A 15,520-nucleotide genomic window follows, 5' to 3' on the forward strand; every position below is an offset into this window, starting at 1 on the left:
AGGTTGAATCCATTTCATACAATTCTTGAAGCCGTTTGAATGCGCTGGTTCTAAAATAAACGCTTTCGTTCGTCGATATATGAAATTGATTCGGTTCAATCAAAAATTGGACGGGCCATCCATGCACATTGAGGGGGAGATGGAATAATATGTTGGAATTTGATTTCGAGATGGAGAGCTTGGCTCAAATTAAAGTCATCGGTGTAGGCGGCGGCGGAAGCAATGCAGTCAACCGTATGATCGAAAACGGTGTACAAGGTGTAGAATTTATTACGGTAAATACGGACGCTCAGGCGTTGCACCTCGCGAAATCCGAGCATAAATTGCAAATCGGTGATAAATTAACCCGTGGTCTTGGCGCTGGCGCCAACCCGGATGTAGGTAAAAAAGCAGCGGAAGAATCCCGCGACTTGATCATGAACACCTTGAAAGGTGCAGACATGGTATTTGTTACAGCGGGTATGGGCGGCGGTACGGGTACAGGTGCGGCTCCGGTTATTGCCGAAATCGCCAAAGAGTGCGGCGCACTTACCGTGGGTGTTGTAACACGCCCGTTCACATTTGAAGGACGTAAACGTTCCAGCCATGCAGAGCAAGGTATTGAAGCTCTCAAGGAAAAAGTGGACACGCTGATCGTCATTCCAAATGATCGTTTGCTTGAGATTGTAGACAAAAAGACCCCAATGCTTGAAGCGTTTCGTCAAGCAGATAATGTATTGCGTCAAGCGGTACAAGGTATCTCTGACTTGATCGCTGTACCGGGTCTGATCAACCTTGACTTTGCAGACGTCAAAACGATCATGCACGAGCGTGGATCTGCGCTGATGGGTATCGGTGAATCGACTGGCGAGAACCGTGCAGCTGAAGCAGCTCGTAAAGCCATCATGAGTCCTTTGCTGGAAACGTCCATCGAAGGTGCACGTGGTGTCATCATGAACATTACGGGTGGCATTAACCTGTCCCTGTATGAAGTCAATGAAGCAGCTGAGATTGTTACTTCAGCTTCCGATCCGGAAGTGAACATGATCTTTGGTGCCATCATTGATGAGGATCTGAAAGAGGAGATCAAGGTTACAGTTATCGCGACCGGATTTGAGGACAAGCCTGCTTCGCCTCCACCTGGACGCAAACCTGCTCCAGCAAGTGAGCCTGCGGATAACCGTTCGCCGAACCTGCGTCCTTTCGGAAATCAGCCGAGCAATGATCAGCTGGATATTCCGACATTTTTGCGCAATCGTTCACGCAATAATAACAACGATTAATACTCCAATAGATTTCAATGAAGACCCGGTACTCCTGATAGGAGTAACCGGGTCTTTTTGTTTTTTATTATCCTATCACATCGTATTGAACAAATTCTGAACAACGGGTTTGAGCAATTCCGACAAAAAAAGTTGGAACGATCCCCCCATGATTAGACAGACTTTGAAAAGTGAGCTCCTTATACTTGTGAATATGCTCATGAATATCGGGATAACGTTATTTCGATATGTTGCGCGCAGGCAGGTGAAGAATGTGGTTGTATATGTGGATCTTATTTTTTTGACGAACCTGTGTATTGACGGTGCACTCATCGGACTGACGGCCTGGATGCGAAAAACGAAGCTGGTCTGGTGGAGATGGTTGCTGTCCGCGATCGTGGGTGCGCTGTACGTAGTCATGATGTTTGTACCGGAGTTTGATTTTATGTTCACCTTTTTGATCAAGTTTGGATTGTCTCTGGTGATGCTGAGTATTGCATTTGGGTTTAAGGGTCTTCAGGCATTTATGAGGACCTTGGGTACCTTCTATGTAATCAATTTTGTCGCCGCAGGGGGAATTCTGGGTGTGCACTACATGCTGCAAAGCTCTGGGGAATTGTTCAACGGCATTTGGTTTACGGCATCAGGTGGAATGTCTTTTGATTTGAAAATTGCCTTTTGGTTCACGTTTGTCGTCTTTTTTGCCGTGCTTTTTCTATTCAAAGCCGTGCAGAGCTCGAAACGAAAAACAGACCGAATGACAACGTACTTGGGTAAAGTGGAGGTTTTTATTGATGATGTGACTATTTCTTGTACAGGCCTTCTGGATACAGGAAATCAACTCACAGACCCTCTTTCACGTATGCCCGTCATGGTAATGGAGGTATCGTTATGGCAAGACATGCTGCCTGCTGCATGGAAGGGCAGGTTGAAGGATGAGGCGCCGGACAACCTTATCATGGAGCTCGATCAGGAGGATTTCCACTGGCAGGATCGTTTAAGGCTTGTACCCTATCGAGGCATTAACAAAGGAACTGCGTTTATGCTGGCGATGAAGCCAGACCGGGTGAAGGTAACGATGGATGAGATGTGTTATGAGACGACAAAGGTATTAATAGGGTTGGACGGGGGCGTACTGTCATCCGATGGAAAATACCAGGCCGTGATTCACCCTGAGCTTGTGCAAGACGCTGCTTCTGCGCAGTCTACGGCTATCTCTGCGGGAGCAACAGAAAAGCCGCTGAATGTGGTATAGGAGGAACGTACATGCTTGTAAAATGGAAACTGGTGGCGCAGCTGCAGTACTATCGTTTATTATTTCTGCTTGGTTTGAAAAGTGAAGAGATTTATTATATCGGAGGCAGTGAGGCGCTACCGCCCCCATTAACACGTGAAGAAGAAGAATTTTTGTTGCAAAAGTTGTCTTCAGGGGATTCCGCTATCCGTGCCATGCTGATTGAACGGAACCTGCGACTGGTGGTATACATCGCACGCAAATTCGAAAATACAGGTATCAATATCGAGGATTTGGTCTCCATCGGTGCGATCGGGTTGATTAAAGCCGTTAATACATTTGACCCGGAAAAGAAAATTAAACTGGCAACCTATGCTTCCCGTTGTATCGAAAATGAAATTTTGATGTACCTGAGACGTAACAGTAAAATTCGTACAGAAGTTTCTTTTGATGAACCACTCAATATTGATTGGGATGGAAATGAACTATTATTATCCGATGTACTCGGTACAGAGAACGATACAATCTATCGGAATATCGAAGAACAGGTAGACCGGAAGCTTTTGCATAAAGCATTGGAAAAATTAACCGAGCGTGAGCGAATGATTATGGAGCTTCGTTTTGGCTTGACGGATGGGGAGGAAAAGACACAAAAAGATGTCGCCGATCTGCTTGGAATCTCCCAATCCTATATCTCTCGTCTCGAAAAAAGAATCATTAAAAGACTCCGAAAGGAGTTCAACAAGATGGTCTGAACAGGAGCATTTTTCATAATGGGTATTAATGGCAAGGATGCCAAGTGCGAATAAAATAGCCTGCCCCGGAGATAATGTACATTAATGTTTCTCCTTGGGAGGTAAGTCACGATGACCCGAAACAAAGTCGAGATTTGTGGCGTGGACACCGCAAAATTGCCTGTCCTCACCAACATAGAAATGCGGGAATTGTTTCATTCCCTACAGCAACACCATGATCGCTCAGCAAGAGAGAAATTAGTGAATGGCAACCTGCGCCTGGTGCTCAGTGTCATTCAGCGCTTTAACAATCGGGGAGAGTTTGTCGATGATCTGTTCCAGGTTGGATGTATCGGCCTGATGAAAGCCATTGATAATTTTGATTTATCCCAGAATGTCAAATTTTCAACCTACGCGGTGCCGATGATTATCGGTGAAATCCGTCGATATCTGCGCGATAATAACCCAATTCGGGTATCTCGCTCCTTGCGGGACATTGCTTATAAAGCACTTCAGGTGCGTGACAGCCTGACGAATAAAAATTCCCGTGAACCGACGATATTTGAAATTTCTGAGGTACTGAATGTGCCGAAGGAAGATGTGGTTTTTGCATTGGATGCCATTCAGGACCCGGTTTCGCTCTTCGAACCGATCTATCATGATGGTGGAGATCCGATCTATGTGATGGATCAGATCAGCGATGACAAAAACAAGGATGTGTCCTGGATTGAGGAAATTGCACTGCGTGAAGCGATGCACCGTCTCGGTCAAAGGGAGAAAATGATTCTGTCGATGCGGTTTTTCGAAGGGAAAACCCAGATGGAAGTGGCTGATGAAATTGGCATTTCCCAGGCGCAGGTATCCCGTCTGGAGAAATCAGCGATACAACAAATGCAGAAACATGTGAAGTCGTAACAAGGGGTAAGCCAGGAGACGATCAAAGGGAAGAAATATCCCTTTGATCGTCTTTTTGCTTTTTGGATTTCGACATCAGAGGGATTTGGAATTGTTCCATTGCCTTTCCTTCGAAAAAGAGGACATTTTTCGCGTATGAAACATATATTGTATAGAAGCGGAGAACGGGCAGAAGCGGATTAATCGGGGGGCGGGACCAAATGAAAGTGAACACAGGTGAACCGGTCGGTAGCGGGATGAAAATTTCGGATTTTCAAACCAAAGATGTTATTAACATTACGGATGGCAAACGTCTGGGTCAGATTAGCGATTTGGAGCTGGATCTGAAGCAGGGACGAATTGAAGCAATTGTTGTGCCAGGTTACAGCCGTTTTATGGGGCTATTCGGCGGGGGAACGGATCTAATCATCCCTTGGAGAAACATTGTGAAGATCGGTTCGGATGTGATTTTGGTTAAAATGGATGAAATGAAGGAAAATAACTACGATGAGCGTGACCGTGAAGCCCGCTTGTATGACGAGCAGAACGGCCGGGTGGACCGGGTGGAACGTATTGAACGGTTGAATCGGAACCAGCGTCGAACGATATAACCGAGACAGAACGGGGTTCATTTGGTACACTGGAAGTTGTGAGGTGAGAAGATGGAACCGTTTATTTTGGATAAGGAAATACGGTCGGGAAGCCAGAACTCAAATTGGGGTCCTGACCCGTTGTTATTATATGTGGAGCCGTGGAAATTGCAGTTTAAGCATATGAAAGCCGGTTTTACGACAAGGCAGGGTGGTGTTGGAAGCACACCTTACGCCAGTCTAAACTGTGCCTATCATGTGGGTGATGATCCGGCTAACGTGCTGAGTAATCGCAAACTTGTGGCTGAAAAGCTGGGTTTCCCTTTGGAATCCTGGACTTGTGGAGAACAGGTACATGGTAAACATGTCGCTGTAATCACTGCTGAAGAGCGGGGTAAAGGTTTGCTGGATCGACAGTCTGCATTACAGGATACGGATGGTTTGGTCACCAATGTGCCTGGTGTGCTGCTGACTTCCTTTTATGCAGATTGTGTACCCCTTTATTTCTATGACCCCGTACAACAAGCGGTGGGGCTTGCTCATGCCGGATGGAAAGGTACTGTTGCCGGTATAGCCGAATCGATGGTCGAAAAGATGGAGCAGGAATACGGAAGTCGCAGACAGGATATCCATGCTGCAATAGGTCCCTCCATTGGGGATTGCTGTTATGAAGTGGATGAAGCGGTTATGCAGCATGTACGGGTTTGGTTGGACCACTCCTCGGGTAATGATGAATACAAGAACTCTGCATCTAATCAAGTATATCGGCCTGCCACAAATGGCAAAACGATGTTAAACTTGAAAGAATGCAATCGACACATTATGATGAAAGCAGGAATATTGCCGGATCATATCGAATGTACAACTTGGTGTACAAGCTGCAATCCCGAGCTATTTTTCTCGTATCGTAAAGAAAATGGCATTACCGGGAGAATGGCGAGCTGGATTGGGCTGGAAGAGAGGTGACCCTCTGTGTCATTGGAGGAGCGTATACAACTGGTAAATCAGAAGATCGAAGCCGCGTGTCAGAGCAGTGGCCGTCAACGTGAAGATGTGAATGTGATTGCTGTCACGAAATACGTCTCACTTGAAACAACGGGAGCTGTGCTGGACCACGGTCTTGAGCATATTGGCGAAAACCGCTGGCAGGATGTACAAGCAAAATGGGAAGCATTCGGTCAGCAGGGAACCTGGCATTTTATCGGTCATTTACAGACGAATAAGGTGAAGGACGTCATCGGTAAATTCCGTTACATACATTCACTGGATCGTTTGTCCCTGGCCAAGGAGTTGGATAAAAAGGCGGCGTCTCTTGGCATCCAGGTGGAAACACTATTGCAGGTGAATATTTCGGGTGAAGAAAGCAAGTATGGCTTGCAGCCTGAACAGGCGAGTTCCTTTTTGCGTGAAATCAGTTCGTTCAACAACCTGAAGGTCATCGGCCTGATGACCATGGCACCCCATGAGGAAGATCCGGAGCTTACACGTCCCGTATTTCGCGGACTGCGTGAGCTTAGAGACCATTTGAATGGACAAGCTTTGACAGCGGAGCCATTGACCGAGTTGTCGATGGGCATGTCCAATGATTTTGAAGTGGCGATTGAAGAAGGGGCAACCTGGGTTCGGCTTGGATCGATTCTCGTAGGAAAAGAGGAGGGTTCGCAATGGGCGTAATGAATAAGTTTATGAATTTCCTCGGGCTTCAGGAAGAGGAAGAGATTGTGGAACGTGAGCGTATGGCGGCACAAGAGGAACATGATCCTGATCAGCAGGAAGCTGAAACCTCAAGTCTAGACAAACGTAGAAACCAAAGGGGTAATAATGTGGTGAGCATTCATTCCCAGAAAAATGTTAAAGTCGTCCTTTATGAACCGCGTTCTTATGACGAAGCACAAGAGATTGCTGACCATCTGCGCTCCCATCGTACAGTTGTAGTTAACCTGCAGCGGGTGCGTCAGGATCAAGCACTTCGCGTCATTGATTTCTTGAGTGGCACAGTGTATGCACTGGGAGGCGGTATTTCAAAAATTGGCGGCAACATTTTTCTCTGTACGCCAGATACGGTTGAAATTCAAGGATCAATTACGGAAATACTGGCTGACAGCGAGCAAGATTATAACAGAATGAGGTGAGCCACTTTTGTATCAGATTGAAAGCGTGTTGTACACGTTATACCAGATTTACTTTTACATGGTCATTGTCTACATATTGATGTCATGGCTTCCCAACGCACGGGAGAGCTTCATCGGTGAATGGCTAGGTAAGTTTGTAGAACCATATTTAAGACCTTTCCGCCGATTTATTCCGCCTTTGTTCGGTGTGTTGGATATTTCACCGATTGTGGCGTTGATCGTTCTTCAACTCGCGCTTAATGGGCTGATCTCCATCCTCCGATACTTTGTATATTAAGGTAGGGTGAACATAGATGAGCGGTGAAATTTACGAGCATTTTAGTCATGACGAGCGGGATTTTGTGGATAAAGCTTCAGACTGGGTTGAACGTGCAGGTAAGTATCATGACATGAAGCTAACTGACTTTCTTGATCCCAGACAGGCCTTTATTTTACAAACGCTTGTGAACCGTCGAGATGATGTACAGATTCGTCTGGATGGTGGTTATGAAACAGCTGAACGTAAGCGTGCGCTGATTGCACCGGATTATCGATATCTGGACGATGAAGATATGGGTATGCAGGTGATGAGCATTACGTCTGACGATCAGAAAATCAAAGAGCTGGAGCATGGGGACTATATGGGTGCCCTGCTCGGGCTTGGCATGAAACGTGGCAAGATCGGTGATATTCAAGTGCTGGAGGACGGGTGCCATACTGTGGTGGCGTCGGAAACCGGCGCTTTTTTATCGCTTCAACTGAATCAGGTGCACCGGGTACATGTGTTTACGGAGTTGTTGGCACTGGATCAGCTGAAATGGTCCGAGAGCAAACTGGAGACGATGGACATTACCGTAGCTTCCCTGCGTTTGGATGGCATCTGTGCAGATGTGTATCGGCTTAGCCGCAGTAAAGTTCTGGTTCCGATCAAGGCCGGCCGCTGTCGGGTGAATTGGAAAGTGGAGGAAGATCCGTCCAAAGCGCTGAAGGCGGGAGATGTGGTATCCATTCAAGGATTTGGTCGATTCAAGGTGATGGAACAGGATGGGTTGACCAAAAAGGGACGCTGCCGCGTAAAAATCGGCAAATTTGCCTAAGAGTGTTGCAGGAAAACCCGCTTTCTTGTCGAAATGTTTAAGGTAAAGGTGCAAAAAACATTCGGTGTTTCCGATATACATTAAAGTACAAAGGTTGATATGACTGCCAAAGGATCAGAGTCTGATCCTGCATTCCGTGTTAGTGCCAGGATTAGGCATCACATATACGGCCCCTTGGGTGGAACCCATATGCTGCAAACCTTCTCAGTCCGGGAAGGAACTTTTACAGGAGGTGGACAGCATGCCATTAACGCCGCTGGACATACACAACAAGGAATTTTCCCGACGTTTGCGCGGGTATGACGAGGATGAGGTCAATGAATTCCTGGATCAAGTCATCAAAGATTACGAAGGCGTCATTCGCGAAAACAAAGAGCTGAGCAATCAGTTGCTGTCCGTTCAGGAGAAGCTTGATCATTTTGCAACGATTGAAGAGACGCTGAGCAAAACGATCATCATTGCGCAGGAAGCTGCGGATGATGTGAAGAACAATGCGAAAAAAGAAGCACAGTTGATCGTGAAGGAAGCCGAGAAAAATGCGGACCGGATCGTAAACGAATCTTTGTCTAAATCACGCAAAATTGCTTTGGAAGTCGAAGAGCTGAAAAAGCAGGCGTCCATCTATCGTGCTCGTTTCCGTACACTTGTGGAAGCACAGCTTGAATTGTTGACTCAGGATGGTTGGGAAGCGCTGGAGAGCCGGGAGCAGGAAGTCCGTGACCGTGAGCGGGAAATGAAGGAAATTTATTAGTCTATCCGCCTGGTTGACTTTTGCCTGTAAAGAGGCTATAACTATATTCATAATGAATAGTGATTCCATGACGGGTTCAGTACGTTATGATCTCATCCCTCAGAGAGTTGGCGTCTGGTGCAAGCCAATGGATGAGTTATAGCCGAATATCTCCCCGGAGAAGTGACGCTGAAGCGGTGAAGGATTGGCCGTGTGTAAGCGAAACCGTGAGCCGAACGTTATATCGGCACCCTGCTGTAGTTAAGCGGGGCATAAGCGCTGTTGATGACAGAGCATACCCAATTTATATTGGATGTGGTTTGTGATGAACAGAATTAGGGTGGTAACGCGAGCACAACCTCGTCCCTTTCCAGGGATGAGGTTTTTTTGTGTCCAAAAAAAGTAGCGAACGTACATGAGGCCCGAAGGTGCCTCAGGGAGAGAGCCAACCGCCGGAGGAGCGAAGCGTCCGGCAACTCCCTTCTCGCGGTAAGGCCCTGCGGCGTTCCCGAAGGGGACAGCCGCATGAGGGCCGACTCCAACATACACACCCTCGCCAACGCCGCCGTAGCTCCCGCCAAAGACGACCCATTCCTGGTGTCCAGAGGGCGGAGCGCCTATGGGGTCCCCCTTGGTAAGGGGGATTTAGGGGGATTGAAACGCTTTTTGTGGACGGTCCACAACTATATCTCGAAAGGAAGATTATCATGCAACGAGTTGACGTCAAAGAGAAAGCACGTGCTAGAGAACTACGTGTGTTAAACAAATGGAAAACCGAGAATACATTCAAAAGATCCATCGAAAACCGCGAAGGTAAGCCGAATTTCGTATTTTACGAGGGGCCGCCTACAGCCAACGGTAAACCGCATATCGGTCACGTATTGGGACGGGTAATCAAGGATTTTGTGGGACGTTATAACACGATGAAGGGTTACCGCGTCGTTCGTAAAGCAGGCTGGGATACACATGGTCTGCCTGTAGAACTGGGTGTTCAGAAAAAGCTGGGCATCTCCCATAAGTGGGAAATCGAAGATTATGGTGTGGAGAAATTCATTAACGAATGTAAAGCGAGCGTGTTCGAATATGAACAACAATGGCGCGATCTGACCGAAGGTATCGGCTACTGGACCGACATGAATAATCCGTATATCACACTCGACAACAATTACATCGAAAGTGTGTGGAACATTCTGGCGACGATTCATGAAAAAGGTCTGCTGTATCGCGGTCACCGCGTGAGTCCTTACTGTCCGTCTTGTCAGACTACACTTAGCTCCCATGAGGTAGCGCAAGGGTATAAAGACGTGAAAGACCTCAGTGCTACAGCCAAATTCAAGCTGAATGACAGCGGCGAATTCGTGCTTGCCTGGACAACGACCCCTTGGACATTGCCTTCACACGTTGCGCTTGCCGTGAACCCGGATATGGACTACTCCCGTGTTCGTCAGGACAACGAAGTGTACATCATGGCGACCAATCTTGTTGAGAAAGTCATGAAGGATGCCAAAGGGGAATATGAAATCATCGATGCCCTGAAAGGTTCTGACCTGGTTGGCAAAACGTATGATCCTCCGTTTAACTACGTACAGGCTGAGAAAGCAAACATCATCCTGGGTGCAGGTTTTGTAACCGATGCAAGTGGTACAGGGATTGTACACATGGCACCAGCACATGGTGAAGATGACTATCGTGTATGTCGTGAGCATGGCATCAGCTTTGTGAACATGGTGGACCTGGAAGGTAAGTTTGTGCCACAGGTAACTGATTTTGCCGGACGTTTTGTTAAGGATTGCGATATTGATATCGTAAGATACTTGTCTGAAAAAGGACGTTTGTTCAGCAAAGAAAAATATGAGCATAGCTATCCGTTCTGCTGGCGTTGTGATACACCACTTCTGTACTATGCAATGGACAGCTGGTTTATCCAAACAACAGCAATCAAGGATCAGTTGATCGCCAATAACAGTGAAGTAGACTGGTACCCAGGCCACGTCCGTGATGGGCGATTCGGGAAGTTCCTAGAAGATCTCGTAGACTGGAATATCAGCCGTGACCGTTACTGGGGAACGCCACTGAACATCTGGGTGTGCGAAGAGACAGGTGAACAATTCGCTCCGCATAGCATCGCTGAACTGCGTGCTCGTGCCATTGGCGACGTGCCTGAGAATCTGGAGCTGCATAAGCCGTATGTAGATGACGTCAAAGTCATGAGCTCTTGTGGCAAATATGAAATGAAACGTACACCGGAAGTGATCGATGTCTGGTTCGACAGCGGCTCCATGCCGTTTGCCCAGCAGCACTATCCATTTGAAAATAAAGAAATATTCGAACAGCAATATCCGGCAGACATGATCTGTGAAGGAATTGATCAGACACGCGGTTGGTTCTACAGCTTGCTGGCCGTATCTACACTTTTGACAGGCAAAGCACCTTACAAAGCAGTTATGGCAACAGGCCACGTTCTCGATGAGAACGGACAAAAGATGTCCAAATCCAAAGGCAACGTTATCGATCCTTGGGAAGTTATCGAAGAATACGGTACAGATGCATTCCGCTGGGCTTTGCTGTCTGACAGCGCACCGTGGAACAGCAAACGTTTCTCCAAAGGCATCGTGGGCGAAGCGAAATCCAAAATGGTGGATACGCTGGTCAACACCCATGCATTCCTGACGCTGTATGCTACAATTGATGGATTTGATCCACAGGAGCATCCGTTTAAATTGTCATCACACAACCTGGACCGCTGGATTTTGTCAAGACTGAACAGCCTGATTCTCGTTGTAGAAAAAGCGCTGGCTGTTAATGACTATCTGAACTCTTCCAAAGCCATTGAAGCATTTGTAGATGAACTCAGTAACTGGTACATTCGTCGTTCCCGTGACCGTTTCTGGGGCAGCGGATTGACAGAAGACAAACTGGACGCTTACCGTACCCTTACCGAAGTGCTGGTGACTACAGCCAAGCTCGTCGCTCCATTCACACCAATGCTTGCAGAAGATATCTATCTGAACCTGACTACTGGTGAGAGTGTGCATATGGATGATTATCCGGTTGCCAATGAAACGCTGATTGACTTGGATCTGGAGCAGGATATGGAGACAGCACGCCGAATCGTTGAACTTGCCCGTAACGTCCGTAACGAAACAGGTATCAAGACACGTCAACCGTTGTCTGAACTGATCGTTTCCCTGGATAAAGGCTTCGATCTGGCAAGTTATGAAGAGATCATCAAGGATGAGATCAATGTCAAAACGATTCGTACCGAGCATGATGATGCGGATTTCGTTGATTTCACTTTGAAATTGAACCTGAAAGTAGCGGGTAAAAAATACGGTAAAAACGTAGGGTTCCTGCAGAATTTCTTCAAGGGAATGTCAGCAGATGAGACGCGTAAAGTCGTGGCAGAAGATGTTCTGAACATCGTTTCTCCTGAAGGCGAAGAGCTGCAAGTGACGGGTGAAGAACTGCTGGTTGAGAAACAAGCCAAATCCGGTTTTGCCTCGGCATCCGGCTATGGTCTGACAGTAGCTCTCAATACGGAGATCACAGCAGAACTCGAACAGGAAGGCTGGGTCCGTGAAGTCATTCGTGCAGTTCAAGACACACGGAAGAAGCTGGATCTGCCGATTGAGAAAAGAGTACGTTTGACGCTGGATGTAGACTCTGCTTTACAAGAAGCGATTCAGGCTTTTGATCATGTGCTGCGTGAGAATGTGCTCGTTACCGAAGTTACCTTCGGAACGAATGATTCGATGCAACGCATTGAAGCCGGAGGCAAAGCCATCGGTGTTTATATCGAGGGGTAATACAGTAATTCTCACGTAAGGCGTTCCTGGAGAAAGGATTGCTTTGTCAGACTTTAACGGGGACAGAGTAACTCTATTTCAAATAGGACAGTATATAGAGACAGACATGCCAACGAGCCTCAGATGCAGGAGATCAATCCTGTATCCTGGCTCGTTTGGTTTTTCAGCAAATGGGCAATGATTTCTATTGTGCAGACATTCTATATACATCAAAGGAACTGAGTAAATTATGAACGAACAGGATACCCAATCGCCATCTAATTCAGAATCCACGACGCATTCCAAGAATGCGGAGGACAAGATTGAAGAACTTCACAAGCTCACTAACCGACTCGCGAATGAACTCGAACGTTCACGAATCGCACAGTATACGGAATTACTGAACCGGCCGTGGAAGCTGATCGGACTTAATCTGTTGTCCGGCGCCGCAAGGGGCGTGGGAATCGCCATCGGTTTTACTTTTTTTGCAGCAACGATCATTTACGTGTTACAAGTGCTTGGTGCGCTTAATCTGCCCATCGTGGGTGATTACATCGCAGATATTGTACGGATTGTGCAGCGACAGCTGGAATTGAACACTTATTAGTTTACCCGTGGGTTAATATGAGTCGTCTGACTCGACATCTGGTTCTAACAGACCATCACCTTCACGGTTCTCTAGGTACTGTCGATATTGCCGATTACGTACGATGGACACGTCATGGCCGTAGATATCGGTTGCGACAAAGCTCTCATATGCCTCAACGCAGCCCTCCACTTCGTCAGTGGCTTCAATCGCCATAACATCATAACTGTCGATGTCGCGTCCCTCAGCCATAGCCGGAGTATTGGAGGTGCCCCAACTTTCAACAATCTGCCATGCATCTTCGCCGTCGAAGCCGTTCTGGTCGTCACGTTCATCCAGGCTTGTGCGGCCAAAGGCAGGAGCGAGGAATTCTTCCTCGACAGGACGATTTTCGGAGACAACGGTTTCCGGTTGATGTTTTTTGCAGTATTTGGTGTAAGGAACAGCTTGCATGCGTTCATAGGGGATAGGTTGCTGACACACGGCGCAAGTTCCATAATGGCCTTCTTCGATGGAATGCAGGGCAGAATCGATGCGCTCCAGTTGAAATTCATCATGCTCCAGCAGAGAAATATCCTTTTCGCGCTCATACATCTCGGTAGCTACATCACCTGGATGGTTGTCAATCGGTGATAATTCACCTGTTTGAAGCTTCATGGAATCACCAAGACCATAATGTTCGTTTTGCTCCAGTCTATGTTCAATGTCACGCTTTTCGGTTATCAGTTGGGAACGTAACGATTGCAGTTGTTTAGCAGTGAAATGTGACATCATTTTCCCCTTTCTGTTCCGTATGGACTCCGGATTTTAACTCTGTTGTAGGATGTACCATTTCGTGCAGAATTACAGAAGGGAAATGTTATCGTTTTTGCCATCCGGGCTGGGGCTAACCGCGTCGTGGACGATTTCCAAACAGCTGTGCTACAATGAACAAGTCTGGCGTAAAGCCTGGTATCGTTTGGAAAAGACAAGAACGGAGTGACAAACAAACGTGGTGTATTATATCCTCGCTTTTATCGTATTTTTAGTCGATCAGGGAACGAAGTTCCTAATTGCAACCCGGATGGAACTTAGAGATGAAATTCCGGTGATTGGCAATTTCTTTGTCATCACATCACATCGTAACTCAGGTGCAGCTTTTGGTATTTTGCAGGATCAACGCTGGTTCTTTATTGTAGTTACACTGGTTGTCGTGGTGGCTTTGGTTTGGTATTTGCAAAAGGTAAAAGATACTCCGCACAAATTGCTGCCCGTGGCGCTTAGTTTGGTGCTTGGGGGAGCCATTGGTAACTTCCTGGATCGGGCTTTGACCGGAGAAGTGGTCGATTTTATCCAGCTTAATTTTGGTAGCTATACGTTTCCCATTTTCAACATAGCCGACTCGGCGATCTGTATCGGTGTGGTACTGATTATTGTAGAAACGTTGCTTGAAGGACGGCGCGAGAAAGCAGCCGCAAAGGTCGAAGGGAATGAACATCATGAGTAAAACGCAAAATGAAGAACAGAATAACGGAGATACGTCAACGCATGACGATGAACTCTTGAATGGCAATGATCGTATGGAATGGACGGTTGCCGCTGAACATAAAAAAGAACGAATTGACAAATATATTACAGAATCCATGGATAACGTATCGCGCTCCCAAGTTCAATTGTGGATTGGAGACGGATTCGTAACGGTGAACGGAGTTAAAGTCAAAGCTAACACCAAATTATCTGAAGGTGATCTGATAGAGCTTCTGATCCCTGAGCCGACGACTGTGGAGATTATTGCTGAAGATATTCCGCTTGAAGTCGTGTATGAAGATAGTGATTTGATCGTTATTAACAAACAGCGTGGCCTTGTTGTACATCCAGCACCAGGGCATACGTCAGGAACACTTGTTAATGCACTGATGTATCACTGTAAAGATCTCTCAGGCATTAACGGCGAGCTGCGTCCCGGTATTGTGCATCGGATTGATAAGGACACATCAGGTCTAATTATGGCTGCCAAAAATGATCGTGCTCACGCCTCGCTGGCTGCTCAGCTCAAAGAGCATAGTGTGAATAGACGATATATTGCACTCGTTCATGGGCATCTTAGCCATGATCAGGGTACGATTGATGCACCCATTGGTCGAGATACCAATGATCGCAAAATGTACACCGTTACAGAGCGTAACAGTAAACATGCGGTTACGCATTTCACCGTCACGGAGCGCATCAATGACTACACGTTGTTGGAACTGAAATTGGAGACAGGGCGTACCCACCAGATTCGTGTTCACATGAAGTTCATTGGTCATCCGCTTGTTGGAGATCCGACGTATGGTCGTAACAAAGGAATCAAAATGCAGGGACAAGCCCTGCATGCTGCGATTCTCGGTTTTGTACATCCAACGACCGGAGAATACCTTGAATTTACAGCTCCGCTTCCGCAGGATATGGAAGATGTTCTAGCCTCACTGCGTAGCCGCTGACAGCTCGAGAAAGTACAAATGTTCGGATAATTTGTCCATGGTTTTGAACGCGCAAA

17 protein-coding genes and 1 other annotated feature are annotated in these 15,520 nt (G+C 46.9%); of the genes, 16 read left to right on the forward strand and 1 reads right to left on the reverse strand.

What is annotated here, in order from left to right; genetic code table 11:
- Window positions 1-149: 149 nt before the first annotated feature.
- The 13 genes from ftsZ to BLV50_RS21935 all read left to right on the forward strand — a co-directional run bounded on the left by ftsZ (window position 150) and on the right by BLV50_RS21935 (window position 13,023).
- Entirely contained in the window at window positions 150-1,262 is a 1,113-nt protein-coding gene (gene ftsZ, locus BLV50_RS21875; RefSeq protein WP_063566980.1) for a cell division protein FtsZ, read from the forward strand.
- A gap of 253 nt (window positions 1,263-1,515) precedes the next feature.
- Complete coding sequence (spoIIGA, locus tag BLV50_RS21880) at window positions 1,516-2,496, forward strand: sigma-E processing peptidase SpoIIGA (RefSeq protein WP_063567038.1); 981 nt, start codon at window positions 1,516-1,518, stop codon at window positions 2,494-2,496.
- 11 nt (window positions 2,497-2,507) lie between these two features.
- Complete coding sequence (gene sigE, locus BLV50_RS21885; protein WP_017687308.1) at window positions 2,508-3,230, forward strand: RNA polymerase sporulation sigma factor SigE; 723 nt, start codon at window positions 2,508-2,510, stop codon at window positions 3,228-3,230.
- A 111-nt stretch (window positions 3,231-3,341) separates the two neighbouring features.
- Entirely contained in the window at window positions 3,342-4,124 is a 783-nt protein-coding gene (gene sigG / locus BLV50_RS21890; RefSeq protein ID WP_063566979.1) for an RNA polymerase sporulation sigma factor SigG, read from the forward strand.
- 236 nt (window positions 4,125-4,360) lie between these two features.
- Window positions 4,361-4,714, forward strand: a complete 354-nt coding sequence (locus BLV50_RS21895) for a YlmC/YmxH family sporulation protein (protein ID WP_063567037.1) — start codon at window positions 4,361-4,363, stop codon at window positions 4,712-4,714.
- Between the two features lie 51 nt (window positions 4,715-4,765).
- Window positions 4,766-5,659, forward strand: coding sequence for a peptidoglycan editing factor PgeF (gene pgeF, locus BLV50_RS21900; RefSeq protein WP_072734482.1), 894 nt, complete (start codon window positions 4,766-4,768; stop codon window positions 5,657-5,659).
- A 6-nt stretch (window positions 5,660-5,665) separates the two neighbouring features.
- Window positions 5,666-6,367: a YggS family pyridoxal phosphate-dependent enzyme gene (locus tag BLV50_RS21905; RefSeq protein WP_090809950.1), complete on the forward strand. Its 702-nt coding sequence runs from the start codon at window positions 5,666-5,668 to the stop codon at window positions 6,365-6,367.
- Window positions 6,358-6,825, forward strand: a complete 468-nt coding sequence (locus tag BLV50_RS21910) for a cell division protein SepF (RefSeq protein ID WP_063566976.1) — start codon at window positions 6,358-6,360, stop codon at window positions 6,823-6,825. Before BLV50_RS21905 ends, BLV50_RS21910 begins: the two co-directional genes overlap by 10 nt.
- Window positions 6,826-6,832: 7 nt before the next feature.
- A complete protein-coding gene (locus BLV50_RS21915; RefSeq protein WP_301290087.1) occupies window positions 6,833-7,102 on the forward strand; it encodes a YggT family protein in 270 nt (89 codons plus the stop codon).
- Between the two features lie 16 nt (window positions 7,103-7,118).
- On the forward strand, window positions 7,119-7,901 hold the full coding sequence (locus BLV50_RS21920) for a YlmH family RNA-binding protein (RefSeq protein ID WP_063566975.1): 783 nt from the start codon (window positions 7,119-7,121) through the stop codon (window positions 7,899-7,901).
- A gap of 241 nt (window positions 7,902-8,142) precedes the next feature.
- The gene (locus BLV50_RS21925; RefSeq protein WP_063566974.1) at window positions 8,143-8,652 is read left to right on the forward strand and encodes a DivIVA domain-containing protein; all 510 of its coding nucleotides are present in this window, start codon (window positions 8,143-8,145) and stop codon (window positions 8,650-8,652) included.
- A gap of 58 nt (window positions 8,653-8,710) precedes the next feature.
- Window positions 8,711-9,002, forward strand: a binding site (T-box leader).
- 336 nt (window positions 9,003-9,338) lie between these two features.
- Window positions 9,339-12,437, forward strand: coding sequence for an isoleucine--tRNA ligase (gene ileS / locus BLV50_RS21930; RefSeq protein WP_090809952.1), 3,099 nt, complete (start codon window positions 9,339-9,341; stop codon window positions 12,435-12,437).
- Between the two features lie 229 nt (window positions 12,438-12,666).
- The gene (locus BLV50_RS21935; RefSeq protein WP_063567857.1) at window positions 12,667-13,023 is read left to right on the forward strand and encodes a DUF5665 domain-containing protein; all 357 of its coding nucleotides are present in this window, start codon (window positions 12,667-12,669) and stop codon (window positions 13,021-13,023) included.
- Window positions 13,024-13,035: 12 nt separating this feature from the next.
- On the opposite strand, the gene BLV50_RS21940 is transcribed toward BLV50_RS21935, so the two are convergent.
- On the reverse strand, window positions 13,036-13,773 hold the full coding sequence (locus BLV50_RS21940) for a TraR/DksA C4-type zinc finger protein (RefSeq protein WP_063567858.1): 738 nt from the start codon (window positions 13,771-13,773) through the stop codon (window positions 13,036-13,038).
- Window positions 13,774-13,837: 64 nt separating this feature from the next.
- Here BLV50_RS21940 and BLV50_RS32865 point away from each other — a divergent pair, with 64 nt between their 5' ends.
- Genes BLV50_RS32865 through BLV50_RS21950 form a run of 3 tightly spaced genes read left to right on the forward strand, consistent with a single transcriptional unit; the run spans window position 13,838 to window position 15,464 of the window.
- Complete coding sequence (locus BLV50_RS32865; protein ID WP_157258414.1) at window positions 13,838-13,984, forward strand: hypothetical protein; 147 nt, start codon at window positions 13,838-13,840, stop codon at window positions 13,982-13,984.
- A 9-nt stretch (window positions 13,985-13,993) separates the two neighbouring features.
- A complete protein-coding gene (lspA, locus tag BLV50_RS21945) occupies window positions 13,994-14,488 on the forward strand; it encodes a signal peptidase II (RefSeq protein WP_024628399.1) in 495 nt (164 codons plus the stop codon).
- Window positions 14,481-15,464 (forward strand): RluA family pseudouridine synthase, encoded by a 984-nt coding sequence (locus BLV50_RS21950; protein WP_090809957.1) that lies wholly within the window; start codon window positions 14,481-14,483, stop codon window positions 15,462-15,464. Before lspA ends, BLV50_RS21950 begins: the two co-directional genes overlap by 8 nt.
- Window positions 15,465-15,520: the final 56 nt, after the last annotated feature.

This window comes from Paenibacillus sp. 276b (genome assembly GCF_900107875.1).
GTDB classification, from domain to species: Bacteria; Bacillota; Bacilli; order Paenibacillales; family Paenibacillaceae; genus Paenibacillus; species Paenibacillus marchantiae.

Bases quoted from the DNA above. Each gene is read 5' to 3' on its own strand.
- BLV50_RS21910 (WP_063566976.1), top strand. From the start codon at position 6,358: ATGGGCGTAATGAATAAGTTTATGAATTTCCTCGGGCTTCAGGAAGAG.
- ileS (WP_090809952.1), top strand. From the start codon at position 9,339: ATGCAACGAGTTGACGTCAAAGAGAAAGCACGTGCTAGAGAACTACGT.
- BLV50_RS21935 (WP_063567857.1), top strand. From the start codon at position 12,667: ATGAACGAACAGGATACCCAATCGCCATCTAATTCAGAATCCACGACG.
- BLV50_RS21940 (WP_063567858.1), bottom strand. From the start codon at position 13,773: ATGTCACATTTCACTGCTAAACAACTGCAATCGTTACGTTCCCAACTG.
- BLV50_RS21925 (WP_063566974.1), top strand. From the start codon at position 8,143: ATGCCATTAACGCCGCTGGACATACACAACAAGGAATTTTCCCGACGT.
- BLV50_RS21950 (WP_090809957.1), top strand. From the start codon at position 14,481: ATGAGTAAAACGCAAAATGAAGAACAGAATAACGGAGATACGTCAACG.
- BLV50_RS21920 (WP_063566975.1), top strand. From the start codon at position 7,119: ATGAGCGGTGAAATTTACGAGCATTTTAGTCATGACGAGCGGGATTTT.
- ftsZ (WP_063566980.1), top strand. From the start codon at position 150: ATGTTGGAATTTGATTTCGAGATGGAGAGCTTGGCTCAAATTAAAGTC.
- pgeF (WP_072734482.1), top strand. From the start codon at position 4,766: ATGGAACCGTTTATTTTGGATAAGGAAATACGGTCGGGAAGCCAGAAC.
- sigE (WP_017687308.1), top strand. From the start codon at position 2,508: ATGCTTGTAAAATGGAAACTGGTGGCGCAGCTGCAGTACTATCGTTTA.
- sigG (WP_063566979.1), top strand. From the start codon at position 3,342: ATGACCCGAAACAAAGTCGAGATTTGTGGCGTGGACACCGCAAAATTG.
- BLV50_RS21895 (WP_063567037.1), top strand. From the start codon at position 4,361: ATGAAAATTTCGGATTTTCAAACCAAAGATGTTATTAACATTACGGAT.